Source organism: Corynebacterium sp. KPL3927 (genome assembly GCF_040225835.1).
GTDB lineage: Bacteria > Actinomycetota > Actinomycetes > Mycobacteriales > Mycobacteriaceae > Corynebacterium.
On record NZ_JBEHGD010000006.1, the window covers coordinates 19,390 to 45,027 of the forward strand.

Consider the following 25,638-nt stretch of genomic DNA (forward strand, 5'->3'; position numbering starts at 1 on the left):
CCGCTTTAATACCGAAATCTACGGAAGTAGCTGGCGGACCGGTTCTGGAAGCATCTTATAGAACTGATCGGCTACCTGCGGCATGAAGTGCAGAACACCACTCAACATGGCGCCGAGTGCAATGATGCCAGCGATGATTCCAACGCCCTTCGCGATGCTGCTGGAACCGTCATCAGGCAGCCATGCCCCGAGGGCATCGTCAGGAGCCTCGCCGTCTTCATCCTGGGAGCCACCGACAAAATCGGCGACAGAAAAGATCGTAGTGGTCCCGGACACCTCGTTGCCGGCGATAAGGAGGGCATCGTCAGTAGGCGAGTCTTCCTTGCCAACGAACGCCAACCCCTCTGGGCCCAAGTCGCCGGCCAAGCTGGTGGCGGCAACATTGTCCTCGTCGTAGTCCACGGCGAAATCGCGGTTGTTGGTATAGGTGACGAACTCGGCATGAGCCGGGTCGGTGACGTCGTAGACGAAGATGCCGCCCACGCGCTCCATGCCGATGAAGGCATAGGTGCGATCGCCAACTGTTCCAATCGTCAGGGCTTCCGGTTCGGGGCCTTTATTATTCGAGCGATCGTCAAAGTCGGGGTCTTCGTTATCGGCATTGAAGTTAAGTCCCTCGATGTCCTTGGTGATTTCCTCGAAGTCGGAACCGGAATCGAAGACGACGTTGCCCTCAGCATCGTAAATGCTAAAGGAGCGGGACCCGAAGGAATACAGGCCATCGAAGCAGCCCTTTTCCTCATTCCACCCAGAGGCATTGCTCAACTTGAGGTTGCCGGCGTATTTCTTGTCCTCGATGCCTTCTGGCAGATCGACGGAATCACAGACCTGGCCTTCTTCAACGAGCTCTTTCAGTTTGACCTCATCGGTGTAGCCGCCCCAATCGCGGGCATCGCCCTCATTGGCGGTGGCGAAGTAGGTCTGGCCGTTGGTCTGAAAGGCACCGATCGAATCCGGCATGGATAGCCCATGCACAGGGATCGTGCGCAGCTTTGCCTCGCCGTCCTTATTGGAGGGATCGATGGGGACAACGGAGTGATCCGCGATATGGGCGGGCAGCACCTTTTCTACAGTGGCGGAGGCGATATCGACCACGCCGATGGCGTTATTTTCTTGCAAGGTGACATAGGCCTTGCCATCGGCGGAAGAAATATACTCCGGCTCGAAGTCGAGCGAAGGCTTATTGTGGTGGTTTTCTGGGCCAAAGACGCGAATGGACGGGTCGAGTTCTGCATCTGGGCCGTCGAAGGCGCGGAAATCAGCGGTGCGGACATCCGCAGCGGAGGGGGCCTGGACGCCGTCTGGCAGGGAGATGACCGATACAGTACCTTCTGGATCTTTTGCGTATTCGGTGCCATCAGTGGTGAGTTCATCGGAGGGCTCGCCCTCATTCGCGGTCAATGCATAGGCACCGTCTTTGGTGATGTGCACGTTATCTGGCAGCGCGCCGAGCGGTACGCGGCCGAGCTCGTTGCCGGAGGAGGCATCGAAAATCAAGGCTTCACCGTTTTCGGTCTTGTCTGCCTGCTGCACGGCGGCGATGGCGAGGCCATCGGGGCGCACGGCCACGGAGTTGATTTCCTTATCGCCGCCGGCGGAAACCTCAGCAACCTTGGTGGGGTTGGCGGGATCGGAGGCATCCAGGATATCCACCTTGCCCGATTGCGCATTCACCGTGAGAATGCGCTGGGAGTCGGCGTGGTAGGCCACGATTTCCGCTGCTGATTTGCCCATCACCCCAGCCTCATAGGAGCCGATGGGGCTTAGTTTTACCGCAGCATCGTCGGCGGAGCGTTCTAAAACATTATCGACGATATGCGCGTTGGCGGCCGGGGCGCAGCTGAGCGCAAGGCAGGCAGCCACGCCGATGGAGGTGCGCTTAAACATAGAGAGAGTCCTTTCTTGTGGAGCACTCCATTGTCTCCAAACCACGTAACAGTGACGCTAAACCGGAATGAAATCTAGGTGAATCGGTCGAGCACTAGGTAGGGCGGGTAGACTCTGCAATCATGACTGAATCGACCATCCACGCATCCGATATCCAGCAGGCACAGGCACGCATCAGCTCCGAAATCGCGCCGACGCCGCTGCAGTATTGCCCCCGGCTTTCTGCGGAAACGGGCTGTGAGGTCTATTTAAAGCGCGAGGATCTCCAGGACGTGCGCTCGTATAAGATACGCGGCGCGCTCAATAGCATCTCCAGCTTGTCGCAGGAGGAGCGGGAGCGGGGCATCGTGACGGCATCGGCAGGCAACCATGCACAAGGCGTGGCCTATGCGTGCCGCACCATGGGGATTCCGGGCAAGATTTTCGTCCCGGAGCCCACGCCCATGCAAAAGCGCGACCGCATCCACGTGCACGGCGGAGACCAAGTGGAACTCGTAGTAGTGGGTGCCAACTTTGACGAGGCCGCGGCCGCCGCGCATGCCGATGCCTCCGAGCGCCACGCCACCTTCATCGAGCCCTTCGATGCTCGCGATACCATCATCGGCCAGGGCACCGTCGCCGCGGAGGTCTTGGCACAGCTTTCGGCAAAGGGCGCCTCGGTCGATACCATCGTCGTTCCCGTCGGCGGCGGCGGGCTGATTTCTGGCATCACCTCCTATATGGCGGATATGGCACCGCACGCGAAGGTGGTGGGTGTGGAGCCGGAAGGGGCGGCATCGCTAAGAGCAGCCTTCCGCAATGGCGGGCCGGTGGCGCTAGAGAGCGTGGATCCGTTTGTCGATGGCGCGGCGGTCAAGCGCCTGGGCTCGCTGCCGTATGAGATTTTGGAGGCCAACCAATCGCGCCTGCACTGGGACACGGTCTCTGAGGGGGCGGTGTGCACGGACCTGCTCAACCTGTACCAAAATGAGGGTATTATCGCCGAGCCCGCCGGTGCGCTGTCCGTGGCCGGGCTGCAGCGGGTGCCGCTAGAGCCGGGTTCGACGGTGGTCTGCGTGATTTCTGGGGGCAATAATGACGTGTTGCGCTACGCCGAAATCATGGAGCGCTCGCTGGTGCACCGCGGCCTGAAGCACTACTTCTTGGTCAATTTCCCGCAGGAACCGGGCCAGCTGCGCCACTTCCTGTCTGAAATCCTGGGCCCCAGCGATGACATCACGCTCTTCGAGTACCTCAAGCGCAATAACCGCGAAACTGGTGCCGCGCTGGTGGGCATTCAGCTTAGCCGCGCCGAGGACCTGGCGGGGCTGAAGGAGCGGATGGCCGAGTCCAAGATCTCGGTGCAGCACCTGCAGCCGAATACCCCCGAGTACGATTTCTTGGTGGCCTAATGCGCGATACCTATCGGCGCCCCACCGGCCAGGTGGAACACGAAATTGAGATCAAACGCTCGCGGTTTATTACCCTGATCGGCCGAGTCACGAACGAGGAAGAAGTACGGGCGTTTATCGATGCCGCCCGCCAGCGCTTTCCCGATGCCCGCCACCATTGCTCCGCCTATGTCTACCACGTCGACGATGCGAACCCCGTGGAACGTTCCTCCGATGATGGCGAGCCTTCCGGGACGGCCGGAAAGCCCATGTTGGATGTGGTAAAGGGCTCTGGAATGCTCGATATTTGCGCGGTGGTCGTGCGCTACTTCGGCGGCATCAAGTTGGGTGCGGGTGGACTTGTGCATGCCTATGGCGGGGCGGTCAGCGAGGCCATGGAAAAGGTCGAGGCGGTCATCCGGGCGCGCCGGGAGCTTTATACGGTGGAATGCCCACACGCCACGGCCGGGCGCTTCGAAGCGGATTTGCGCGGGCGCGGCATCGATATCACCGATACCGAGTACGGTGCAGCCGTAACCTTTACCGTCGCCGTGCGCCCGGGAAGGCTCGATGAGCTCCAGGCGATGCTCGCCGCGCTTTCCCAAGGCGAAATCAGCGCGCGCGAAGCAGGCTCTGCCTGGGTTGAGGTAGGATCTGGGTCATGACTATGCAGCAGCGACTGAATAACCCCATTGCGCAGCGCAAGCAGCAGGTGCGCAAGCACTCCCGCAACGCCGTTATTTCCGTTGCCGGTGGCCTCGGCGCAGGAGTTGTTTTAGGTGTGCTATCTGCTAATTTGGCCGCTTGGATGGTTTTGGGCCTTATCATCGCCGTGGTGGGTGGCGGATATAACTGGTTGAAGATCCGCAAAATCGTCAACGAGACCATAATAATTATTAATGCCTACCCCGCAGCCAAGCGGCCGCCCCGTCCGCATTGATGCTTGGGTATGGGCGGTGCGCATGTTCAAAACCCGCTCCGCCGCGGCCACTGCGGTGCGCGCCGGGCACGTGAAAATCAACGGTGAAGCGGTCAAACCCGCGCAACAAGTCGTGCCAGGCGATAGGGTGCGCGTGTGGCGCAACCACCATGAGCACGATTTGGAGGTGCTGGCTACCGTCGCCAAGCGCGTGGGCGCGCCGGTGGCGCGCACCTGCTATACCGATCACGCGCCTCCGCCACCGCCCAAGGAGTTCATGCCGTCCGTGCCGGTGCGGCCCCGCGGCGCGGGCCGGCCGACGAAGAAGGAGCGCCGCGATATGGAAAAATTCCGCGGCGGGTTTCGCTAAGAGTTAGCGCGCAACGCCTTAAGGCGCGCATTCAGGCGGCGCCGGCGGCCGGCGCGGTCGCCGGATTCAGCGGTGGCCTCGATGTGCTGCTTGCCAAACTTATTGAGCAGCAGATCATCGATAAGGCGCACTTGGCCGGGCCGAAAGCGATAGCGCATGGTGTCGTGGACGTGGGCAATGGCGTCATCGTCAAGCAGCTGCTCGAGCTGGTCCAAGGACCGGATATCGTTTGCCTCCAAGATTTCCGCGAGGAAGCGGTAGTGCTCCGAGCGCGAAAGCGGGAAGCGGTTGCCCAAAATGATGGCCAGGACGCCAGGTAAGGTTTCCGGAGTGAGCTCCACGTCCGTATCTGCCTCCGTGCGCGGGGCCTTGAGCGCGGCGATTTCATCGAATTGCTGATCTGCTAGCTCGATCAGGCCGGCGGCCAGCGTAAACAGGCGGTCCACCTCAGGCGAGGGCGGCGTAGGTCCCTGCTTATAGCGGATATCGTGCTCGAATTCCGCCCACGCGTGCTGCAGCACGGTGCGGATTTGCACCTCAAAGGTCCAGCCCACGAAATCGGCGAGCTCTTCCATGGCCGCCGCGCTATCGTCCGTCACTGTGAGCACCAGGTGGTGGGAACCGTAACCAAAACCGCCGGAAATGCGGGTCTCGGCCGCCTTATCTACAGAGCGCACGACCTTAAAGGACTCGCCGAGCACGTCTAGTGCATTGGGAATGATGGTGGAGTGGTACAAGGTGACGCGCACGCCCATGACATCGTGGATATCGTCCCACGGGGTGGGGTAGATGAAATCACCGCCCTCGCCCCGCTTCTTGGCCTTGCGCTTGAGTGAGGACCACGTTTTAACGCGGGTCGATACCCGGTCAAAGATGATGCCGGCGTCATTGAGCAGGTCCTCGATGGCGGTGCGAAAATCCTCCGCCGCCGTGGGGTGGCTGCGGGTCCAGGCATGGTACTGATTGCTCAGCCGCGACATCCTGCTTTCCGCCATGGTGCTCCTCTCATAATTCGCGGGGAAATCCGTTAGACCATACTAGCGGGCGCGAATGTAAAACGGTGCGATGGCGGGGAAGTTGTTCGACGGCGGTGCGGGCGAGGTCGCGGGCATACTCATCGGGCAGGTGAGCGAAGACAAAAACCGTCGCGGAATCCGGCACCAGGTAAGTTAAAGAATGCGAACGCATGAGGCGGCGCATGTGTTTATCCAACACGGTGAAGGTTTCTGGGTGGGCCAACCACGAAGAAATCGGGGCGCCGTGGGAGCGAACTTGTAGGCCGCCATAGGGCGCTGCGGCAGGCAGGGCGCAGCGGGCCGGGCGCGTCCAAAAGCGCAGGCCCTGCGAATCGAGCGCGGCGCGCTGCAGATTCAGTGAGGCACAATTCCACGCTTGGCGGGTTGAGACATCCAAGTCCGCGAGGCCGCGGTGGCTGAGCCTGCGAAAAGTGCGCTGCCCGGGAAAGACCAGCGCCATCGACAGGTTGGGTGAAAGCTGGATGGTAGCAAGGGAGTCGCAAAAGCCGTCATCGGAAAGCCGCTGGTGTTTAATCCACGACCGCGCGAAAAGCGCCGGCAGTAAATTAGTGGTGGTGGGGCGGGGTGCGTCGAGCGTAAGGGTCATGGCGATTTCTCCAAGGTAGTGCGTATCCGCCCCTATTGGACTGGAGAAATGGCCGGGTGGTTCCCTGCGGGTTTAAAAAGGCGGCTCGGCGTCGAGCTCCAGCTCAGAAAAGAGCTGGGCGCCGGACCACATGGTGATGTCCTGGCCCTTTTCTTGCAGCTCTTCGGCGCGCTTTTCTTTGGAGGTCTTCTTTGCCCATTCGCCGACGACGAGCAGCGTGGTCTTCTTGGTGACGTTTTTGCCCACTTGCCCGCCGCGCTTGGCGATTCCCTGCCACAGCAGCCCCTTATCGTACGGCTCGAAATCGCCGGTCAGGGTGACGTGCTGGCCGTAGAGCGCGCCCTTTGGATCGGCATCGGGATTGGGATCTGGGATGGTATCCGGGGTGGCCACGGCCTGCCACGGCGCCCGGCCGGAAGAGGCGGGCTTTTTGCTGGTTCCCGCGGACCGGGTGGAATCGCGGAAATCGGTACCGGCGCCCAGATCGTCGCCGGAGGTGGGCGCGGTATGCGCGCGCAGGACCGGCAGAATGGCCGAGGATTCGAGGCGGCCGAGGCTAAATTCCCGGCTGGTAAAGAGATCAGTGATGCTTCCGGTATGCCCGAAGCGTTGGGCCAGCCCGGTGATGATGGTGCCGGCGGCGCGGGCGTCCTCGGTGGCATCGTGGTGGGTAAAAGAGGCGCCGCCAAGGTGTTTCACCACGGTGGGAAGCTTGTGGTTGGCCACCGAAATAACACCTTGCTTTGAAGCGTCGCGGGACAAAGCGAGCGAGCAGGCCAGCGGGACGGTGGGGACATCGGCTCCGGCGGCCAGCAATCCGGAGCGCAGCGCGGAAGAATCGAATTGGACATTGTGCGCGACGATGACATCGCTGCCGATGAAATCAAAGAGCTCTGCGGCCGCTGTGGCAAAGGGCATGGCACCTTCGACATCGGCGGCGGTAATCCCATGGATGGAGATATTGATTTCGGCAAAGTGCTCCAAGCCTGGGGGAGGGGTGCACAGCCACGACTGGGCCGCGGTTTCTTGGCCATCGCGGTAACGCACAGCGCCGATCTGGCAGATGGACCCCCAATTATCATTGGCGGTTTCTACATCTACCGCGACGAAATCAAGCCCCGGGTTTTCTTCGCTAACGGTCGGGGTTGCAGCTGCTGCGGGTTCGGGTGCGGCTGCGGCTTCCGCCGGTGCGTCGCCCTTTTGTGCCGCCTCAATGGCGCGCGCCACGCGGTGGGGATCCTGGTGCGGGGCGAAGGCAATGCTGCCGGCGCTGCCCAGGGACAGCGAACCAAACCCGGTGGCGGTGGGTTCGTGGGCGCGCAGGTCATCGATGGCATCGAGCGCGATTTCTGCGGTGGCAGGCGCGCCCAAGCTGCGGGAGAGCAGGCTGCGGTGAAGCACGATTTTTTCCGCAGTGACATCGATGAATACGCCATGCGCGGGATACGACACGAAAATGGCCTTTCTTCTGAGGTGACAATCTAAGGAGGGCTGCTGCACAGAGATCGTACTCGCTTGTGCTTGTGGGAAATCCGCCGCGGGGGTGAAATGTTTTAATCCGCCCCGCTGTGCTGCAAACCGGCATTGATAATCCGCACGCCATGCACCAAATCGGCGCGGTAGTCGGCCGCGGTGGTCCCACCGGTGGTTTCTAGCAGTTGGCGCTGGGATTGCTCGAGCAGCGTGGCTCCCAACACGAGGTGCACGGCAGAAAGGGCGGCGGCCTTGCGGGCAGTATCATCGAAATCGGGGCAGGTGGCGGAGCTAAACTGCGCGACGAGGTGATCCCAGGCCTGGGAATCCGGCTGGGAGAGGCCGGCAATGGCAACCTCCGCTCCATCGCGCCGGGCTAGGAGCAATTCGCGCAGGTGCAGGCTAATCTCTTCCAGCGTGGAACCGGCGACGGGGGCGATAATATCTTCGGCAAGAGCGGCAATGAGCGCCTGCTTATTGGCGATGTGCCAATACAGCGCCCCCGGAGCAACGCCGAGGGAGGAAGCGACGCGGCGCATGGTGACATCGGCAAGCCCATAAGTATTCAATAGGGTCGTGGCGGCCTCGATGATGCTCTCGCGATGTAGTTGCACAGTGGAAATTGTACGTGTTTCACCGCGGCAAGGAATAGCTCACAGGTACTTTTAAGACTGCAATAATGTCCCTTGCAAACTTGCATTGTTAGGATTGCGGGGACAAAAGAACCCGTCGTGAGGCGGCTTCGCATTCGAAAGAACGATTCAGGAGCTCTCCCTTGTCCTTTTTGACCCCTGCAAAGAAGTCCCTTTTCGCGGTCGCTATGGTTGCCCCGCTTGCCTTAGCTGCATGTAGCTCGGACGATGGGGACGATTCGACGAAGACCACGTCGTCTTCGTCTGCTTCCTCCTCCTCTGAGACCTCCGCGAAGGAATCGGCGAAAAAGTCTGAGGACAAAGACGCCGATAAGGACAAGAAGAAGGAAAAGGAAGAAAAGGGCAAGAAAAAGACTGCCGAGGAGCCTAAGAACAAGGGCGACGAAGGCGGCAATGAGGGCGCCAACGCGAACCCCATTGAGATTGAGGACGATCCCTTCGCCAACGCCCAGGACATCAAGCCCATTGAAGGTGGGCAAGAAGCAAGCGATGGCGATAAGCAGGCCATTGAGCAGCTGGTGCGCGGGCAGCATGAGATTGACAATGTTAAGGACTACTTTGGATACATGCCTGCCCACGCCTGCAAGGCCGTGCGCGAAGGTGAGTCCGGGGATTTCCAGCAGTACCTCAACTACGTCGATAGCCTGCCCAACCAGTCCTTTGCGGAATACGCAAACTCCATGCGCCAGCAAAGCCAGGGCAATGCCAAGATCAACGAGTTCGCCGACCAGCTAGAGGCCATCCCTACCTCCACCAAGCTGGAATCGATCAATGACGTTGTGGTCAATGGCGATGATGCCTCCGCTACCGTGAGCGTGTCGAACCCGGACGGTACCGATACCTCCACCGTTCGTTTCCGCCGCGAGGACGGTAACTGGACCTTCTGTAACTAAATTGTCTTTCCGCCAAGCTCGCTTGCCCCGCACTCTCGGTTTCGGTGCGGGGCTCCTCGCGTGTTCCCTGTTTGTTTTCGGCATCTGTGGCGCGCTCTGGGGGTTTATGCGCCCTACGATGACCGGCCATGCTGTCGACGGTGGCGGCTACGCCATTGAAGCCGCGGGCAACGCGCAATTCGTCGCATTTATGACCTTTGCACTCGTCACGGGTTTCTTGGGGTTGTGCCTCGGACTGGCCGCATTCGCGCAGCGTCGCGGGCGTGGTCTCACGATGCTGCTGTGGGTAGGGCTGTGCGCGCTTACCGGTGCCGCTTCCTTCTACGTCTTTGGTGGCATCACCGCAACGCACCCGCCGGACAACCCCGGGGACGTCGTGGAGTTTGCGCCGAATTTTTCGCCCGCCGTGGCCTGGGCGGTAGCCCCATTTTTGGCCATGTTTTCCTATTGGTGCACCGCGTTTATTAGCTCCGACGCGGACTGGGAGGCTGCTGGCAAAGAGGCCAGTGCGCAAAGGGAAGTAGTTACGCCCACTTGACCGGGGAGCTGCCACAGAATTCCCGCGCGATGTCATCGATTGCGTGCAGGATCGCATCGAGGCTCTGGCTTAAAACCCGCAGCAGCTGGCCTTGGTGAAGGCCCGCCCCGGTCAGGGTCGGCACATCGACGTGGATGTGGAGGCCCTCGTCGGTGGAGCGGCAGTAGGCGGTGGCACTGTGGCTTGCCCGGTTCCAGTCATTGCAGATCAAAAACAAACGGGTGAATTCGTCCTCATCCGCATTCAGGTCCCACCGGCCTGTGATGATGAGGCTAGGCCCAGAGTCGAGGGTAAAGGTGCAGGCGATGGAGTTGACGAGGGCAAATAGGCAGATTTCACCATCGCTATGGAAGCGGTCGATGCCTATTTGCGGTAGAGCGGCCGCGAGGAGATCCAAGGTGAACGCGGGCGGTGTAGCGGTATCGTTTTGAGCCAGCATTAGATCTGGTTCTTGGGCCAGGGCCGGAAACTCGCGCGTTGCCACGCTGATGAGCACCTCTGCGCCGTTGAGTGCGGCAGGCACAAAAGCGGCCAATTGATCGTGCCTTGGTGCAGTTCCAGTACTGAAGTGGCTCTGCCCACACAGCACCAGCGACCCGGCCTCGTCATAGTCCAGCACGGCGGTGGGGTAGAGGCAATCGGCATTCCAACTGGTGATAAATCGGGACAGCGCGGCGGCCTCGCCCAAGTCAACCGCGCCGCGCAGAGTGGTGTGCAGGTGGACAACCACATCGTCGGTCTGCGACACAAAGACCAGCGTGGACCCCGCCTGCCCATGGGAAATGACGAGTTCTCCAGTAGGTAGCGCCCAATAGGAAAAATCAAGCTCGCGGACGATGGCGCGCAGGTGCCGCTCAAGACTGGTGGATTCAAATTCAATCATCATGCACCGCACACTCGCCTTCGCTGGAAGTTGATTTTGAGTCTATCGCCCAAGAAGGTGTCCCCGCGGCGCTTTGGGCGATAGTATATTGATTTGTCTACAGATATAGCCCACGGTGATCAACCAGAAAGTGAGCCAGGAATGCTTCGAACCATCGATCTCCGCGGTCAACAGCTTCGCCCCGCCACGCTGCGCCGCGTTCTTCCGCGCGGCGGCACCGACGTCAATTCCGTCATGGGGACCGTCGTGCCGATGGTCAATAAGGTGTGCGACGAAGGCGTCCAGGCGGCGTTGGATTATGGGGAGCAATTCGATGGGGTGCGCCCACCGTCCCTGCGCGTCCCCCAGGCAGAACTGCAGCGGGCCGCTGACAAACTTGATCCCCAGGTGCGCGCGGCCATCGAGGCCTCCATTGAGCGGGTGCGCCGCGTGCATGCGGATCAAAAGCCGGAGTCGCACAGCACGCAGCTGGCCCCCGGCGCCACCGTGACCGAGGTATTCCGGCCCATCGAGCGCGTTGGCCTCTATGTTCCCGGCGGCAAGGCTGTCTACCCGTCTTCAGTCATCATGAATACCGTGCCCGCGCAAGAGGCCGGTGCCTCCAGCCTGGTGGTTGCCTCCCCGCCGCAAAAGGAGCACGGCGGCCTGCCGCACCCCACGGTCTTGGCCACGTGCCACATGCTGGGCGTGGAGGAAGTCTGGGCCGTCGGCGGGGGCCAGGCGGTAGCGCTTTTGGCCTACGGCGATGCTGACGAAGACCTAGAGCCCGTGGACATGATTACCGGGCCGGGCAATATCTTTGTCGCTGCGGCCAAAAGGGCGGTGCGCGGGGTGGTAGGCACGGACGCGGAGGCCGGCCCGACCGAAATCGCCATCTTGGCTGATGAGACCGCGAACCCCGTCTACGTGGCCTACGATCTCATCTCCCAGGCAGAGCATGATCCGATGGCGGCAAGCGTGCTGATTACGGCATCGGAAAGCGTGGCCCAGCAGGTGCAGCAGGAGGTCGAGCGCCGCTATACGGCAACGGAGAACTCCGCCCGCGCAGCCGAGGCCCTTACCGGCGAGCAATCCGGCATCGTCCTGGTGGATTCCCTGGACGCGGGCATCGCCGTGGCGAATGCGTATGCCGCCGAGCACCTAGAAATCCACACCGCGGATGCGCGCGCAGTGGCAGAGCGCATCAACCACGCCGGCGCCATTTTCGTCGGCGCGTATTCCCCGGTGCCCTTGGGAGACTATTCGGCCGGTTCCAACCACGTGCTGCCCACCTCGGGCACGGCGCGGTTTTCCGCGGGGCTTTCCACCCACACCTTCCTCCGGCCGGTCAATCTCATCGATTATGACCGCGGCGCCCTGGAAGAAATCGCCCCCAACGTCATCGCCTTTGCCAATGCCGAGCGCCTTCCCGCCCACGGGGAGGCCATCCGCGCTCGATTCGAGGAGAAATAAATGGCCCAGCTACATGACCTACCGCTGCGCGAGGAGTTGCGCGGCGAGACCGCTTATGGCGCCCCGCAGCTGCGGGTGGCCTACCAGCTCAATACCAACGAAAACCCTTTCCCGCCTTCGCCCGCGCTTGTCGATGCCCTCGTGGACGAGGTCCGCCGCTGCGCCAGCTCGCTCAACCGCTACCCAGAGCGCGATGCGGTCGAACTGCGCACCGAGCTAGCCCGCTACGTTTCGCAGCAAACCGGCGTGGATGTCACCTACGAGCAGGTCTGGGCAGCTAACGGCTCCAATGAGATCCTGCAGCAGCTGTTGCAGGCCTTCGGCGGGCCCGGGCGCAGCGTGCTGGGATTTACGCCGTCGTATTCCATGCACCCGATCCTTTCTGCCGGAACCCACACCCGTTTTATCGAGTGCCCGCGCGATGAGAACTTCGCCATCGATATGGACCGCGCCTTAGCGGCGGTGGCCGAGCACCAGCCCGACGTCATCTTTGTTACTACCCCGAATAACCCCACCGGTGGGGTAACCGGCCTGGACGATATTGCTGCGCTTATCGATGCCGCCCCCGGCATCGTCATCGTTGACGAAGCCTACGCCGAGTTTTCTGACTCGCCGTCCGCGACGAGCCTGTTGGAAAAATACCCCACCAAGCTCGTGGTCTCCCGCACAATGTCGAAGGCCTTCGACTTCGCCGGCGGGCGGCTCGGTTACTTCGTGGCGGACTCGGCCTTCGTGGAGGCCATCATGCTGGTGCGCTTGCCATATCACCTATCCGTCTTATCCCAGGCCGCGGCCACTGTGGCCCTGCGCCACAGCGCAGATACCCTCGCTACTGTGGCGACCATCGCTGCCGAACGCGACATGGTGGCAGGGCGCCTGCGCGAGATGGGCTATACCGTCATGCCGAGCGAATCGAATTTCCTTTTCTTTGGCAATTTTGCGGATCAACACCGCGTGTGGGAGCAGTTCTTGGATGAAGAGGTGCTCATCCGCGATGTAGGGATCGACGGGTATTTGCGCGTGACCATCGGCCTGCCAGAAGAAAATGCGGCCTTTCTGGCTGCGGCGGAAAAGCTAGCGACTACAGTAGGAGCGGATACTTCAAAGGAGTGATTTATGACAAACCGTGTGGGGCGTGCCCAAAGAGCAACATCGGAATCGGATATCACCGTTTCCATCGACCTTGACGGCACCGGGAAAAGCGACATTTCCACTGGGCTGCCGTTCTTTGACCATATGCTTACCGCATTTGCCACACACGGGCTCTTTGACCTGCAGGTCAAGGCTATCGGTGACGTGGAGGTTGATGCCCACCACACCGTGGAAGATACCGCCATCGTATTAGGCCAGGCCCTGCGGGAAGCAGTGGGGGATAAGGCCGGGATCCGCCGCTTCGGCTCCCAATTGCTGCCCATGGATGAAGCACTGGTAGAGGCGGTAGTGGACTTTTCGGGCCGCGCGTACTTTGTAATGAATGGCGAACCGGAACACCTGCAGTGGCAGGTCATCGGCGGGCACTATGCCACGGTGATTAACCGCCACTTCTTCGAATCCTTGGCCACGCACGCAGCCATTACCCTGCATGTCAACGTGCGCTACGGCCGCGATCCGCACCACGTGACCGAGGCTGAATACAAGGCGGTAGCCCGCGCGCTGCGCGCTGCCGTGGACCACGATCCGCGACAGACTGGAATCCCTTCAACGAAGGGAGCCCTGTAGCCCGTGCAGTTTATGATCCTCATCCTGTTTCTGGTGGCAGGCCTCTTGGTAGGAGGGGCCTGGTCTGCGTATCAGCAGGACTCGAAGTTTTTTACGGTCGTCGCCGCGCTTTTAGCCGTTATCACCGTGGCCGCGGCCATCGCCTGGATGGTTGGAGGCTTTAGTAAATGAGCGAATCCCAAGAGACCAATATTTGGAAGGTGCCCGGATATACGCCGACGATGGTAGCCATCGCCGCTGCCTTTGGCGCTTGGTCCATCCTGCTTCCTGTGGTGCCGCTTGCCGTCATTGATTCCGGCGGTTCCGCGACCTTGGCAGGTGGGTCCACCGGTATCTTCATGGCCTTTACGGTTGCCACGCAGATTATATCGCCGTGGCTATTGCGCCGCTGGGGCTACCGGCGCGTAATGGCGCTGTCCGCTTTTACCCTGGGCGTACCGGCCTTTGGCCACCTGTTGGGTACCGACGCCTGGATCGTCTTGCTATTTTCCGCTATGCGCGGGGTGGGCTTCGGCGCCCTCACCGTGTCCGAATCCGCGCTCATTGCAGAGCTCTCTCCGGTACGTCTGCTGGGCAAGGCTACCGGCATGATTGGTGTATTTACAGGCTTGGGCCAGATGATCTTCTTGCCGCTTGGCCTGTTCATGGCGGATTCCCTAGGCTATGCGTCCACCTATATCACCGCCGGCCTCATCGGCTTCTTGGGCTTTGCCATGTGCCTGCGCATACCCAAGATCAAGGTCACCTTGGCCGAGGATAACGATGAAGAAGTCAATATCATCCGCGTTCCTACCTGGAAGCTGGTTGCAGTCCCGGCCTTGGCCTTGACCACGTTCTCCATGAGCTACGGCGCCATTTCCTCGTTCTTGTCCCCCGCGATGCAGGAGCTCGATGCCGCAAGGGGTGCCAGCCTCGCCGGCATCATGCTATCCATTGTGGGCGGCGCGGCGATGATCTTCCGGTACTTCGCTGGCGTGGTGGCAGACCGCACTGGGGCCCCAGGCAGCCTATACATTCCGAGCCAGATCATGGCGATCATCGGCGTCGGGACGATTTCGCTGACCCTATTTATGGAAAGCTCCATCTGGTGGCTGGTGCTCGGCGCGATTCTATTCGGCGGCGCCTTTGGTATCGCACAAAACGAGGCCTTGCTATCCATGTTTGACCGGCTGCCCCGCGAGCGGGTCTCGGAGGCCTCGGCCATTTGGAATATTTTCTACGATAGCGGCACCGGTCTAGGCTCGACCTTGCTCGGCGCCATGGTGGCGGGCTATGGCTACGACGGCGCCTTTGGAGCGGGGGTTGCGATCCTTATCGCCGGGTTGCTGCTCACCACGGCGGACTTCATCCTGGGCCGGACTCGTATCAGCGAGACCAACGATATCCGCACCCGTTTGCGTCGAATGCGTAAGGTATAGCCCATGACAAAATCGGTGGTGTTATTGGACTACGGCGCGGGCAATATTCGCTCTGCCCAGCGTGCCCTCGAGCGCGTCGGGGCAGAGGTAACCGTCACGGCGGATCCTTATCAGGCCCTCGAGGCAGACGGGCTGCTGGTTCCCGGTGTAGGCGCGTTCGATGCCTGCATGACAGGGCTGAAGGCAGTGAATGGGCCGAGGGTCATCGGCCAGCGCTTAGCAGGGGAGCGGCCGGTCATGGGTATTTGTGTGGGAATGCAGGTGCTTTTCGATGCCGGCGTCGAGCACGGCATCCACTCCGAAGGCTGCGGCGAATGGCCGGGTACGGTCGAACGCCTGCAGTCCGATGTTTTGCCGCATATGGGCTGGAATACCGTCGAGATGCCGGATGACAGCGCGATGTTTGCCGGGCTTAATGCCGATGAGCGGTTTTATTTCGTGCATTCCTACGGAGTTCGCCGCTGGGAATTGGAAACCGTCATTACCCGCCCGCCGCTGGTGAGCTGGTCCACGCACGCTGGCGATTCTTTCGTGGCGGCGGTGGAAAATGGCGCGCTCTGGGCTACGCAATTCCACCCCGAAAAATCCGGGGATGCGGGCGCGCAGCTATTGGAAAACTGGATGCAGACTCTCTAGGTAGGATGAAACCATGACTTTTACGCTTTTGCCCGCAGTCGATGTTGCCGGTGGCAAGGCCGTGCGCTTGGATCAGGGAGAAGCCGGTACCGAAAAGGTCTACGGTTCCCCGCGGGACGCCGCCCTTGAATGGCAGCGCCAGGGCGCCCAGTGGCTGCACTTTGTTGACCTCGATGCTGCCTTTAATCGCGGTTCCAACCACGAGCAAATGGCGGGAATTACTAAAGCACTTGGCATTAATGTCGAGCTTACCGGTGGCATCCGCGATGATGCCGGGGTAGAGCGCGCGCTGGCTACCGGCGCGAATCGCATCAATATTGGCACCGCCGCCTTAGAAAACCCAGAGTGGATAGAAAAAATCCTTGGTCAGTATGGCGAGAAAGTCGCCGTGGACTTGGCGGTGCGCTTAGAAGATGGCGAATGGCGTACGAAGGGCAACGGCTGGGTCTCCGATGGCGGGGATCTCTGGGAGGTGCTCGAGCGCCTCGATGCCGCAGGGTGCCAGCGCTTCGTGGTCACGGATGTGTCCAAGGATGGGACGCTGACTGGGCCCAATGTGGAATTACTGCGCGAGGTAGCAATGGCAACCGATGCCAAGGTCACCGCCTCCGGTGGTATTTCCTCCCTGGCGGATCTTAGAGAGCTGGCCCGGTATGAAAATGAGGGCATCGATTCGGCCATCATCGGCAAGGCGCTGTATGAAGGAAACTTTAGCCTGGAGGAGGCGCTCGCGGCGGTGGCAGAGGTAGAACCGCTGCCTGCAGAAGTTCCCATCGATCTCTATGACCCCGAGGAAGAGTAACCGATGATGGATCCGCGCGAGTTGGTGGCCTTCGCGGAGGCGGCCGTGGACCAAGTCGAGCCCATCTTTCGATCCGGCATCGGGGCGCCACCGGCCCACTTTAAAAGCCGGGGCGATTTTGCTACAGAGGTGGACTTGGCCATCGAAAAGCAGCTGCGCGATATCTTGCAGCAGATGACCGGCATCCCGGTCTACGGGGAGGAATCCGGCGGAAGCATCCACGACACCGTGTGGGTTGTCGATCCAATCGATGGGACCGCGAATTATTCCGCGGGCAATCCCATGGCCGGCATCCTGGTGGCCCTGGTTCACGAGGGCCAGCCTGTCGCGGCCATTTCAGATTTTCCTCTTTTAGGCAGGCGCTTGGTTGCTAACGACGGCTCGCCGCTGCGCTCTGCGGGTGGGCCGGCAGGTGGATTCGGTGGCGGGGAGGAGTCCCCAGAATTCGATAATGCGCGCGGGCACGTGGGGTGTTTTTCCAGCCTGCCCACTGCAGCTTTCCACGAATTGCGCGAAACCGGCTTGCGCCCGCGCATCACAGGCTCGGTGGGGCTAGATAATGCCTTCGTGGCCCAGGGAGTTTTTGACGGTGCCGTCAATTTCTCGCCGCACCCGTGGGATAACGCGGCGGGAGCGCTCCTTATCAAGGCGGCCGGGGGCATCGTCACGGATCCGGAGGGCAATCCGTGGACCGTGCAGTCGCGGGGTATGGTCTCTGGTACCCCGCAGGTGCACGAGACAATCCTGGAAATCCTATCTCACCACTCAAATTAACCCTGACCGACTTGTGAAGGAGTAAGCCCCGCATGGCTGTAGCCGTACGCATAATCCCGTGCCTTGATGTGGATCAAGGCCGCGTAGTCAAGGGCGTGAATTTTGCGCACCTGCGCGATGCAGGAGACCCCGTGGAATTGGCCGCGCGCTATGAGGAATTGGGCGCAGACGAACTGACTTTCCTCGATGTCTCCGCGTCCAAGCATGGCCGGTCCACCATGCTCGATGTGGTACGCCGCACCGCCGATCAAGTCTTTATTCCGCTGACCGTGGGCGGGGGAGTGCGCAGCGTTGACGATGTCCGCGAGCTCCTGCGCACTGGCGCGGATAAGGTATCGGTCAATACCGCCGCGATAGGCAATCCCGGCCTGCTGCGCGAATTGGCGGAAGTCTTTGGCTCGCAGTGCATCGTCTTATCCGTGGACGCGCGGCGCACCGACGCGGCGCACGCACCGTCGGGGTTTGAAGTTACGACACACGGCGGGACGACATCGGCCGGCATCGATGCAGTGGAATGGGCCCAGACCGGCGCCGAGCTGGGTGTGGGGGAGATCCTTTTAAACTCCATGGATGCAGATGGCACGAAGGCCGGATTCGACCTCGAACTTCTGCGCGCGGTGCGGGAAACGGTGAATATTCCCGTCATTGCCTCCGGCGGAGCGGGCGCAGCAGCGGACTTTCCACCCGCCGTTGAAGCAGGTGCCGATGCTGTCCTAGCAGCCAGCATTTTCCACTTTGGGGAGGTAGAAATTGGCGAGGTTAAAAAGGCCTTGGCAGATGCCGGACACGAGGTGCGCCGATGAGCAATCCCGCAGACTATGAGCTAGACCCACAGATTGCTGCGCTACTCAAGCGCAATGAGCAAGGGCTCGTGCCAGCTATTGCCCAGGCCGATTCCGGCGAAGTGCTGATGCTTGCCTGGATGGATGACCATGCGCTTGCCCACACGCTGGCCACGCGCAAGGGCACGTACTTCTCGCGCTCGCGCGGCGAGTATTGGATTAAGGGTGAGACCTCAGGACATACGCAGGAGGTGCTCGGTGTGCGCCTTGATTGCGATGGCGATACCATCTTGCTGACCGTGCGGCAGCGCGGCGCCGCGTGCCACACCGGTGACCGGACATGCTTCGATGCGAAAGTTCTTTTAGGGGATGATTCCTAATGACGAGGCGACTTGGCCCGCTCCTTATTGCGGTGGGTACGGCGGTGCTGTGGTTTTCTTCCCGTAGCACTTGGGTAAAAGCGGTAAGCGAGGACGATAAGTCGGGCTCGGCAACCAATGAGATCGTGGGTTCCGCGTGGTCCCTAGAACTGATGGCATTGACGCTGGTCCTCCTCGCCGGTGTACTCGCGGGGATTGCGCTTCGCCGAACGGGGCGGCGCATCGTGGCCATTGTGTGCGCCCTCGCCGCGGCAGGCGCCGCGTGGAGCCCTATTAGTCTGCTGACCAGCGGCGCTGATGCCGAGCGCGCGCAAAAAATATTGCAGGGCGCTTCCGCAAATGAAAACGCGGTGGATTCTGCCGCAATTTCTGATTGGGCTACCGTCATTTCCACGGAGGTCACTAAGCTGGGCCCCATTGTCGCCATTATCGGGGCCGCGCTGGCATTTTTCGGCTCCGTACTCTTGGCCCAGAACCCGGGCAAGGACAAGGTCAAGGCGTCGAGCAAATACGAAACCCCTGCCGCCCGCCAAGAAAAGCTGGCGGAAGATTTGGAGACCTCATCCGATTCCGGCCGTGTGATGTGGGATGCGCTCGATAGCGATATCGACCCGACCGATGTAGGCCGTAAATAGCCCCGTTCGCGCAGCACAATTTCCGGAAACGCCCCGAATAGCGTTAATCTAAGTGTGATTTTAATCGCGCTTGGAGGGAGGTGCTCATGCCCACACCCATTGCCGTCGATCACCTGGTCGCTGGGGTGCTAGAGGATGTCGCCGCGCGTGAAGCACGCGTTTCCTTTCAAGACATCAAGGCGCGCTCTCGGGATATGGAGCCTCCCCGCGATGCCCGCGCGGCGCTTTTAAAACCAGGTTGTTCGGTCATTACGGAGCTCAAGCGCGCCGTTCCTTATACCGGGGAAATTGCCCACGTGGGCTCGGCCGAGCAGATGGCCGAATGGGCGCGCACCTTTGAGGACTGCGGCGTGCATCTGATGGCCTGCCAGACGGATACGCGGCGCTTTAACGGATCGCTTGAGGATATGGCGGCTGCGCGCGCTGCCATCGATATCCCGATGATGGCGCGCGACCTTATCGTGGATCCGTACCAGATTCACGAAGCCCGCTGCTTTGGCGCCGATGCGATCCCGCTGCAGGTCGAGCTTTTAGAACAAGCCCGATTGGAAGCCCTCCTGGACCGCGCGGAATCGCTGGGGATGACCGCCATCGTGGAGGTGCGAACCTGCGGGGAGGTCAACCGCGCCATCAAGGCCGGCAGCAGCGTCATCGCGATCAATGCGTGGTCGCTTGCCTCGGATGAGATCAACCGAGAGGCCTTCAATGATATCGCCCCGGGGCTGCCGGAATCGCTCCTGCGCATCGCCGTGGGCGGGGTGAATAATGCCCGCAACCTTTTCCACTATGCCTCCCGCGGAGCGGATGCGGTACTGGTCGGCGAATCCGTCATGGCGGCCCAGGATCCCACCGCCTTGGCGCGCTCTCTCGTGGCTGCGGGCCAACACCCAGCGTGCCCCTCGCGTAAAAGTTCCTAGGAAAACTACCCCAAACTAGCTCACGGCCACTCTGATAAGGCACACTATCTACGTGCATACTCAGAATCTTGCAAATATCCCCTCTCCGCCGCAGGGCGTGGTGTGGCATCTTGGCTCCATTCCAATCCATGCGTATGCGCTGTGCATCATCGCCGGCATCCTCGTGGGCATGTGGATGACGCTGAGGCGATACACAGCCCGAGGCGGTAATCCCGATACCGTGTGGGATGCGACCATCGTCGTTATCCCCGCGGGCATCGTGGGCGGGCGGCTCTATCACGTCATCACGGATAACCAGAAGTACTTCTGTGATACCTGCAACCCAGTCGATGCCCTTAAGGTCACCAATGGTGGTCTCGGCATCTGGGGTGCGGTCGCCTTAAGCGCCGTAGCGCTGTGGGTAATGTTCCGGATCAAAAAGATCCCCTTGGCGCCGTTTGCGGACGCGGTGGCGCCTGGCCTCATCCTTGCCCAGGGCATCGGCCGGTTGGGAAACTGGTTTAATCAGGAGCTCTACGGTCGACCGACCGACGTTCCGTGGGCGCTGGATATTTACTACCGCGTCGATGAGGCAGGGGAGTACGCGCCGGTTTCCGGGCATTCTACCGGTGAGGTCATCGCTTCGGTGCATCCGACGTTTTTGTATGAGCTCATCTGGAACGTCCTGGTCTGCCTGTTCCTGTTGTGGGCGCACAAGGCATGGAAGTTGGGGCGCGGACGAGTATTCGCCCTCTACGTCGTGGGATACACGCTGGGCCGCTTCTTTATCGAGGGCATGCGTTCAGACGAAGCCACCCATATCTTCGGTGTCCGCGTGAACCTCATTGTTTCTGCCGTTGTGTTTATTGCCGGCCTCATCGTCTTTTTCTTGCTGGACAGGCGGCGCAAGGGCCCCGAAACTCCAGAAGAAGTCGACCCGCGTTACTACCGCGAGCAGGCCGAAGGCGCTGCAGAAAATGGCGGCGAGGACGACGATAAACGCGTGGGAACCCCTCGTACCCAAGGCATCTCGGGCACTGCTAGCGGCCGCGAATGACCGGTTATGTGTGATCGTGTCCGATTGCCGTAGTTAAAGCGCCAAAAAATTGTGGCCTGTCGGCGCGCGAGGGAGTAGGTTGGGGGTTGTTCAATTTCCCCGATGGAATAGGCCAATAATGCTGGATAGAAGAACCAAAATTGTCTGTACTCTCGGCCCCGCTGTAGCCAGCGGGGACGGAATTTTGCGCCTTGTAGAAGACGGCATGAACGTCGCGCGCCTTAACATGTCGCACGGCGAGCATGCGGATCACGAAGCCAATTACAAGTGGGTCCGCGAAGCCACCGAAAAGACCGGCAGGAACGTAGGCATCCTGGCCGATCTCCAGGGCCCTAAGATCCGCCTCGGCCGCTTTAAGAACGGCAAAGAGCAGTGGGATAACGGTGAAATCGTCCGCATCACTGTAGACGATGTCGAAGGCACCCACGACCGCGTATCCACCACCTACAAAGGCTTGGCAGAAGACGCGAAGCCTGGCGATCGCTTGCTTATCGATGACGGCAAGGTCGCCGTCGTCTGCAAGGAAGTAGACGGCAACGACGTGGTGTGTGAGGTCACCGAGGGCGGCCCCGTATCCAATAACAAGGGCGTCTCCCTACCCGGCATGAGCATTTCTGTGCCGGCCCTGTCTGAGAAGGACATCGAAGACCTGCGCTTTGCCCTGCAGCTCGGCGTGGACTACATCGCGCTGTCCTTCGTGCGTTCGCCTGCCGATGTCGACAAGGTCCACGAGATTATGGACGAGGAAGGCCGCCGCGTGCCGGTCATCGCCAAGCTGGAAAAGCCCGAGGCCGTCGATGCCCTCGAGTCCATCATCTTGGCCTTCGACGCCGTGATGATTGCCCGCGGTGACTTGGGCGTTGAGGTTCCGCTGGAAGAGGTGCCACTATTCCAGAAGCGCGCCATCCAGATTTCCCGCGAGAACGCGAAGCCGGTCATCGTGGCCACCCAGATGCTGGATTCCATGATTGAGAACTCCCGCCCGACCCGCGCGGAGGCCTCCGACGTGGCCAACGCCGTGCTCGACGGCGCCGATGCGGTGATGCTCTCCGGCGAGACCTCCGTGGGTGCGGATCCGCACAACGTGGTGCGGACCATGTCGCGCATCGTCAAGCGTTCTGAGACCGATGGCCAGGTCCCGCCGCTGGCGCACGTCCCGCGCACCAAGCGCGGCGTGATGTCCTATTCCGCCCGCGATATTGCAGAGCGCCTGAATGCCAAGGCCATTGTTGCCTTTACCTCTTCCGGCGATACCGCAAAGCGCGTTGCTCGCCTGCACTCTGACCTGCCACTGCTGGTATTCACGCCGCATGAAGATGTGCGCTCCCAGCTGGCGCTGACTTGGGGTGCTGAGACCTTCTTGAGCCCCGACGTCAAGTCCACGGATGAGATGATGGAGGCTATCGATAAGTACCTGCTGGATTTGGACGAGTACGACGAGAATGACTTGGTCGTCGTCGTTGCAGGTACCCCTCCGGGAATCTCCGGCAATACCAACATGATTCAGTGCCACATTTTGGGAGAAACCATCAAGGACTAGCGCACTGAAAAATCCGCCGCGCCTCCACACTCCAGTGGAAAGGGGACGCGGCGGATTCTTTATGCCAGAAGGCGCAAGGTTTACGCGCCCAGGTACGCCAGCACCGCCGCATGGGCGGCCTGGGTGGAAGCCTTGACCGTGGGCTCGTAATCCGGCAGGAAGTTGGCCTGGTGATTGACCGGGGGATCGGCCAGCTCTGCTTCGGGGGTGCACCCTACGTGCCAAAAGACGTACGGCACGCCCCACGCCTGTGGCAGGTAACAAAAATCTTCGGAAGCGGTCGAGGGCGAGGCGGTAACGGATGCTTCCCCGAAGGTGGCCGCAAAGACCTCGTCGATGGGCGAATACGCGGCGGCGTCGTTATCGGTGACCTCGCCGTGCGCGTAGTACTCGAAGGTGGGGTCCTTCTCGCAGCCGGAGGCCACGCACTCGGCTTTTACCATGCGCTCTAAGGAGGCATAGACCTTCTCCGCCAGGGCTGGATCATAAAAGCGGGTATTGAGCACAAGCTCGGCGGAATCCGGGATGATGTTGTTTTTATCGCCAGAATGCAGCTCGCCCACGGAGATGACGAAGAACTCGTGCGGGGCTACCTCGCGGCCCACGATGGCCTGGAGCCGGGTGACGATCATCGCCGCAATATAGGTTGGGTCGATGGAATTATGCGGCATGGAGGCGTGGGCGGACTTGCCAAAGATGCGAATGCGCAGGGAGTCGCAGCCCGCCATGATGGGGCCGGCCGTATGGCGAACGGTGCCGGCACGACCGGGCATGACGTGTTGGCCTAAGCAAATATCGGGGCGTGGCACGCGCTCGGTGAGGTTATCGGCGATCATGTATTTCGCACCCATGGATGATTCCTCCGCTGGCTGGAACAGGGCGAGGAAGGTGCCGGACCAGGTATCGCGGGAGGCATCGAGAAGCGCACAGGCACCGAGTAAGGCCGTGGTGTGCATATCGTGCCCGCAGGCGTGCATGTAGTCATTGGTCGAGGAATACTCCACGCCGGTGGCCTCCTTGACCGGCAGGGCATCGAAATCGGCGCGCATGAGCGCGGTGGGGCCATCGCCGTTGCGGAAAATGGCGACCATGCCATGCCCGCCAATGTTTTCTTCTACCTCGCAATCAAACTCCGCTAACTTGGCGCGGATGCGCGCCGCGGTGCGTTCCTCCTCGTGGGAAAGCTCGGGGTGGCGGTGCAGATCTTCGTAAAAATCCCGCTGCCATGCTAAGTCAGTATCCGCAGAGTGGACCACGGAAGCGATGTTTGTGGAATAAGACATAGTTTTCATCCCTTTGGTTAGGGTAGGGTCAGCTATATGCCGACTATTCAATTCGATGTATTGGTTCCAGATGAGCAAGCGGACCGCGTGGAGGAAATTTTCACCACTGCCACCGATAAGCTGGTAGCGGGCGGATCGCTTACCTCCGCCGAGGTTACTCGCCCGGCAGATCCCCAGTTCCCTGAGGGCTTGGAGGAACAACTGCAGCAAAATTACCGCGATGAACATGAAGAGCGCGATTTAGAAGGAGCGCACGCCCACCGCTATAACATCGCGGTGGAGGGGGCGACCGGCTCCGTGAACCAGCTGGCTATGGTGCTGTCGCGTTTGCTCACGCCGCACGCCGTATTGCCCAAGGATCATGTGCTGCTGGAGGATGAGTTGGCGCATGAGCGCCCCGCCATCTTTCCGTGGACGGTCGAGATTCGCCCTTAGCCCAGCTGCTTGACGATGTCCCGGGCGGCCCTAGCCAGCTGCTCCGGCATCCCTCCTTCTTGATCTAGCTCCGCGGTGAAGTGCTCGGTGTCCTGATTGATGGCCCCGGCAATGATGCCAACCGGGGTAGAGGACTCCGCCGCCAGGTCCGCGACGGTGCCGACGACCTTGCCGGTTAAGGATTGCTCGTCAAACGCGCCTTCGCCGGTGATGACGAGGTCCGCCTGAGAAATGGCATCCGCGAGACCAAGGGCCTTCGCCACGTGGGCCCCGCCAGAAACGACGCGGGCGTGCTCATCGGTGCCCCATAGCGTGCGAGAAAGCCAGGTAAGGCCGATGGGGATGCCGCCTGCCGCACCGGTAAATTCAGTCTCTGGATCTGTGCCGGTGACCTTGCACAATTGGAGAAGTGCACCTGCAAGCAGGGCAACCTGCTCGCCCTCTGCGCCTTTTTGTGGCCCGTACATGGTGGCTGCCTGCATGGCCTTAGCCCGGGTATCGGCCAAGAGCGTGAAATCAACCATGCCCGCTTTGATGTTTAATTGCGCGGTATCGATGGAATCGAGCTGCACCAATGGGGCGCCGCCCTTGGGCAGGGCATAGCCGCGTGCATCGTGGGCGGCGGCGCCGAGGGCCGCAAGGATGCCCATGCCACCGTCGATGCTGGCCGTGCCGCCAAGGCAGAGCACGATGGAGGTGGCGCCGCGGGATTGGGCATCGGCAAGCAGCACGCCGGTGCCATAAGAATCCGCGTGGAGGGGATCGAGCGCGTCGCGGACCGCGGGCAGTCCGGTGGCGGCGGCAACGTCGATGAAGGCCGTGTGCCCAGCGAGGAAATACTGCGCTTCGGTCAAGCGCCCCACCGCATCCGTGGTGGGAAGGGTAATGGTCTGGGTTTCTTGCCCGCCCGCCGCGGCGGCCTGGGCCAGCACCTGTGCGGTGCCTTCGCCGCCATCGGCCATTGGCAAGGTGGTGACGGTGGCGGTGGGGCAGTGCTGGCGAATTCCGTTGGCGATTCCGGCTGCGGCTTCTGTGGCAGAAGCGGTACCTTTAAAAGAGTCAGGCGCGACGACAATATGCATGCCCGCGATTATAAAAGCCCGCGACCCGCACCGCGGCTTTTTGCTAGGAATCCGAACGTCCTACAGAAAATATTTATCTTTATTGCCGCAGGTGAAAGCGGGTAATTGGGGGACTGAGAAATAATTGTACTTGCATTA

Annotated in this window: 29 protein-coding genes; 21 read left to right on the top strand and 8 right to left on the bottom strand. The window is 60.9% G+C overall.

The window, feature by feature from the left end:
• Positions 1 to 18 precede the first annotated feature (18 nt).
• Positions 19 to 1,887 carry a choice-of-anchor I family protein gene (locus ABRP86_RS04605; protein ID WP_349862738.1) on the bottom strand — a complete coding sequence of 623 codons (1,869 nt, stop codon included), beginning with the start codon at positions 1,885 to 1,887 and terminating at the stop codon, positions 19 to 21.
• A gap of 122 nt (positions 1,888 to 2,009) precedes the next feature.
• Between ABRP86_RS04605 and ilvA the strand changes: the two genes are divergently transcribed.
• Genes ilvA through ABRP86_RS04625 form a run of 4 tightly spaced genes read left to right on the top strand, consistent with a single transcriptional unit; the run spans position 2,010 to position 4,546 of the window.
• Positions 2,010 to 3,278, top strand: coding sequence for a threonine ammonia-lyase IlvA (gene ilvA / locus ABRP86_RS04610; RefSeq protein WP_023023009.1), 1,269 nt, complete (start codon positions 2,010 to 2,012; stop codon positions 3,276 to 3,278).
• On the top strand, positions 3,278 to 3,922 hold the full coding sequence (locus ABRP86_RS04615) for a YigZ family protein (protein WP_023023007.1): 645 nt from the start codon (positions 3,278 to 3,280) through the stop codon (positions 3,920 to 3,922). Before ilvA ends, ABRP86_RS04615 begins: the two co-directional genes overlap by 1 nt.
• The gene (locus ABRP86_RS04620) at positions 3,919 to 4,197 is read left to right on the top strand and encodes a hypothetical protein (protein ID WP_349862740.1); all 279 of its coding nucleotides are present in this window, start codon (positions 3,919 to 3,921) and stop codon (positions 4,195 to 4,197) included. The genes ABRP86_RS04615 and ABRP86_RS04620 overlap by 4 nt, the downstream gene beginning before the upstream one ends.
• A complete protein-coding gene (locus ABRP86_RS04625) occupies positions 4,157 to 4,546 on the top strand; it encodes an RNA-binding S4 domain-containing protein (protein ID WP_005283779.1) in 390 nt (129 codons plus the stop codon). Before ABRP86_RS04620 ends, ABRP86_RS04625 begins: the two co-directional genes overlap by 41 nt.
• Here ABRP86_RS04625 and ABRP86_RS04630 read toward each other — a convergent pair.
• From ABRP86_RS04630 to ABRP86_RS04645, 4 genes are all read right to left on the bottom strand, one after another.
• A complete protein-coding gene (locus ABRP86_RS04630; protein ID WP_023023005.1) occupies positions 4,543 to 5,541 on the bottom strand; it encodes a GTP pyrophosphokinase in 999 nt (332 codons plus the stop codon). The genes ABRP86_RS04625 and ABRP86_RS04630 overlap by 4 nt on opposite strands.
• A gap of 10 nt (positions 5,542 to 5,551) precedes the next feature.
• On the bottom strand, positions 5,552 to 6,169 hold the full coding sequence (locus ABRP86_RS04635; protein WP_349862743.1) for a hypothetical protein: 618 nt from the start codon (positions 6,167 to 6,169) through the stop codon (positions 5,552 to 5,554).
• Positions 6,170 to 6,241: 72 nt separating this feature from the next.
• Positions 6,242 to 7,621: an exonuclease domain-containing protein gene (locus tag ABRP86_RS04640; protein ID WP_349862744.1), complete on the bottom strand. Its 1,380-nt coding sequence runs from the start codon at positions 7,619 to 7,621 to the stop codon at positions 6,242 to 6,244.
• Between the two features lie 101 nt (positions 7,622 to 7,722).
• Positions 7,723 to 8,256 carry a TetR family transcriptional regulator gene (locus ABRP86_RS04645; RefSeq protein ID WP_349852696.1) on the bottom strand — a complete coding sequence of 178 codons (534 nt, stop codon included), beginning with the start codon at positions 8,254 to 8,256 and terminating at the stop codon, positions 7,723 to 7,725.
• 161 nt (positions 8,257 to 8,417) lie between these two features.
• Between ABRP86_RS04645 and ABRP86_RS04650 the strand changes: the two genes are divergently transcribed.
• Complete coding sequence (locus ABRP86_RS04650) at positions 8,418 to 9,188, top strand: hypothetical protein (RefSeq protein WP_349862746.1); 771 nt, start codon at positions 8,418 to 8,420, stop codon at positions 9,186 to 9,188.
• Between the two features lie 118 nt (positions 9,189 to 9,306).
• On the top strand, positions 9,307 to 9,726 hold the full coding sequence (locus ABRP86_RS04655) for a hypothetical protein (protein WP_349862748.1): 420 nt from the start codon (positions 9,307 to 9,309) through the stop codon (positions 9,724 to 9,726).
• Here the strand turns inward: ABRP86_RS04655 and ABRP86_RS04660 are convergent.
• On the bottom strand, positions 9,713 to 10,612 hold the full coding sequence (locus tag ABRP86_RS04660) for a YbjN domain-containing protein (RefSeq protein WP_349862750.1): 900 nt from the start codon (positions 10,610 to 10,612) through the stop codon (positions 9,713 to 9,715). The two genes, ABRP86_RS04655 and ABRP86_RS04660, sit on opposite strands and share 14 nt — an antisense overlap.
• A gap of 138 nt (positions 10,613 to 10,750) precedes the next feature.
• On the opposite strand from ABRP86_RS04660, the gene hisD reads away from it, so the two are divergent.
• The 14 genes from hisD (at position 10,751) to pyk (ending at position 22,700) form a co-directional block, all read left to right on the top strand.
• A complete protein-coding gene (gene hisD, locus ABRP86_RS04665) occupies positions 10,751 to 12,061 on the top strand; it encodes a histidinol dehydrogenase (protein ID WP_349862752.1) in 1,311 nt (436 codons plus the stop codon).
• Positions 12,062 to 13,174 carry a histidinol-phosphate transaminase gene (locus ABRP86_RS04670; RefSeq protein ID WP_349862754.1) on the top strand — a complete coding sequence of 371 codons (1,113 nt, stop codon included), beginning with the start codon at positions 12,062 to 12,064 and terminating at the stop codon, positions 13,172 to 13,174. It abuts the gene before it with no gap.
• A 3-nt stretch (positions 13,175 to 13,177) separates the two neighbouring features.
• Entirely contained in the window at positions 13,178 to 13,780 is a 603-nt protein-coding gene (gene hisB / locus ABRP86_RS04675; protein WP_349862756.1) for an imidazoleglycerol-phosphate dehydratase HisB, read from the top strand.
• A gap of 12 nt (positions 13,781 to 13,792) precedes the next feature.
• Positions 13,793 to 13,951 (top strand): CG2302 family histidine operon protein, encoded by a 159-nt coding sequence (locus ABRP86_RS04680; protein WP_034659193.1) that lies wholly within the window; start codon positions 13,793 to 13,795, stop codon positions 13,949 to 13,951.
• Positions 13,948 to 15,198 carry an MFS transporter gene (locus ABRP86_RS04685; RefSeq protein WP_349862758.1) on the top strand — a complete coding sequence of 417 codons (1,251 nt, stop codon included), beginning with the start codon at positions 13,948 to 13,950 and terminating at the stop codon, positions 15,196 to 15,198. The genes ABRP86_RS04680 and ABRP86_RS04685 overlap by 4 nt, the downstream gene beginning before the upstream one ends.
• Positions 15,199 to 15,201: 3 nt before the next feature.
• Positions 15,202 to 15,834 (top strand): imidazole glycerol phosphate synthase subunit HisH, encoded by a 633-nt coding sequence (hisH, locus tag ABRP86_RS04690; RefSeq protein WP_349862760.1) that lies wholly within the window; start codon positions 15,202 to 15,204, stop codon positions 15,832 to 15,834.
• A 13-nt stretch (positions 15,835 to 15,847) separates the two neighbouring features.
• On the top strand, positions 15,848 to 16,636 hold the full coding sequence (priA, locus tag ABRP86_RS04695; protein ID WP_349862762.1) for a bifunctional 1-(5-phosphoribosyl)-5-((5-phosphoribosylamino)methylideneamino)imidazole-4-carboxamide isomerase/phosphoribosylanthranilate isomerase PriA: 789 nt from the start codon (positions 15,848 to 15,850) through the stop codon (positions 16,634 to 16,636).
• Positions 16,637 to 16,639: 3 nt separating this feature from the next.
• The gene (locus ABRP86_RS04700) at positions 16,640 to 17,410 is read left to right on the top strand and encodes an inositol monophosphatase family protein (RefSeq protein WP_349862764.1); all 771 of its coding nucleotides are present in this window, start codon (positions 16,640 to 16,642) and stop codon (positions 17,408 to 17,410) included.
• 32 nt (positions 17,411 to 17,442) lie between these two features.
• Complete coding sequence (gene hisF, locus ABRP86_RS04705; protein ID WP_023022975.1) at positions 17,443 to 18,213, top strand: imidazole glycerol phosphate synthase subunit HisF; 771 nt, start codon at positions 17,443 to 17,445, stop codon at positions 18,211 to 18,213.
• Positions 18,210 to 18,572, top strand: coding sequence for a phosphoribosyl-AMP cyclohydrolase (hisI, locus tag ABRP86_RS04710; protein WP_023022973.1), 363 nt, complete (start codon positions 18,210 to 18,212; stop codon positions 18,570 to 18,572). Before hisF ends, hisI begins: the two co-directional genes overlap by 4 nt.
• Positions 18,572 to 19,207: a TIGR02234 family membrane protein gene (locus ABRP86_RS04715; RefSeq protein WP_023022971.1), complete on the top strand. Its 636-nt coding sequence runs from the start codon at positions 18,572 to 18,574 to the stop codon at positions 19,205 to 19,207. The genes hisI and ABRP86_RS04715 overlap by 1 nt, the downstream gene beginning before the upstream one ends.
• A gap of 86 nt (positions 19,208 to 19,293) precedes the next feature.
• Positions 19,294 to 20,124 (top strand): indole-3-glycerol phosphate synthase TrpC, encoded by an 831-nt coding sequence (locus ABRP86_RS04720; protein ID WP_239269984.1) that lies wholly within the window; start codon positions 19,294 to 19,296, stop codon positions 20,122 to 20,124.
• Positions 20,125 to 20,176: 52 nt separating this feature from the next.
• On the top strand, positions 20,177 to 21,160 hold the full coding sequence (lgt, locus tag ABRP86_RS04725) for a prolipoprotein diacylglyceryl transferase (RefSeq protein ID WP_023022967.1): 984 nt from the start codon (positions 20,177 to 20,179) through the stop codon (positions 21,158 to 21,160).
• Between the two features lie 121 nt (positions 21,161 to 21,281).
• Complete coding sequence (pyk, locus tag ABRP86_RS04730) at positions 21,282 to 22,700, top strand: pyruvate kinase (RefSeq protein WP_198010487.1); 1,419 nt, start codon at positions 21,282 to 21,284, stop codon at positions 22,698 to 22,700.
• 80 nt (positions 22,701 to 22,780) lie between these two features.
• On the opposite strand, the gene ABRP86_RS04735 is transcribed toward pyk, so the two are convergent.
• Positions 22,781 to 23,983 carry an amidohydrolase gene (locus tag ABRP86_RS04735; protein WP_349862767.1) on the bottom strand — a complete coding sequence of 401 codons (1,203 nt, stop codon included), beginning with the start codon at positions 23,981 to 23,983 and terminating at the stop codon, positions 22,781 to 22,783.
• A gap of 36 nt (positions 23,984 to 24,019) precedes the next feature.
• On the opposite strand from ABRP86_RS04735, the gene ABRP86_RS04740 reads away from it, so the two are divergent.
• Positions 24,020 to 24,418, top strand: coding sequence for a hypothetical protein (locus ABRP86_RS04740; protein ID WP_239269987.1), 399 nt, complete (start codon positions 24,020 to 24,022; stop codon positions 24,416 to 24,418).
• On the opposite strand, the gene ABRP86_RS04745 is transcribed toward ABRP86_RS04740, so the two are convergent.
• Positions 24,415 to 25,500: a glycerate kinase gene (locus ABRP86_RS04745; protein WP_349862769.1), complete on the bottom strand. Its 1,086-nt coding sequence runs from the start codon at positions 25,498 to 25,500 to the stop codon at positions 24,415 to 24,417. The two genes, ABRP86_RS04740 and ABRP86_RS04745, sit on opposite strands and share 4 nt — an antisense overlap.
• Positions 25,501 to 25,638: the final 138 nt, after the last annotated feature.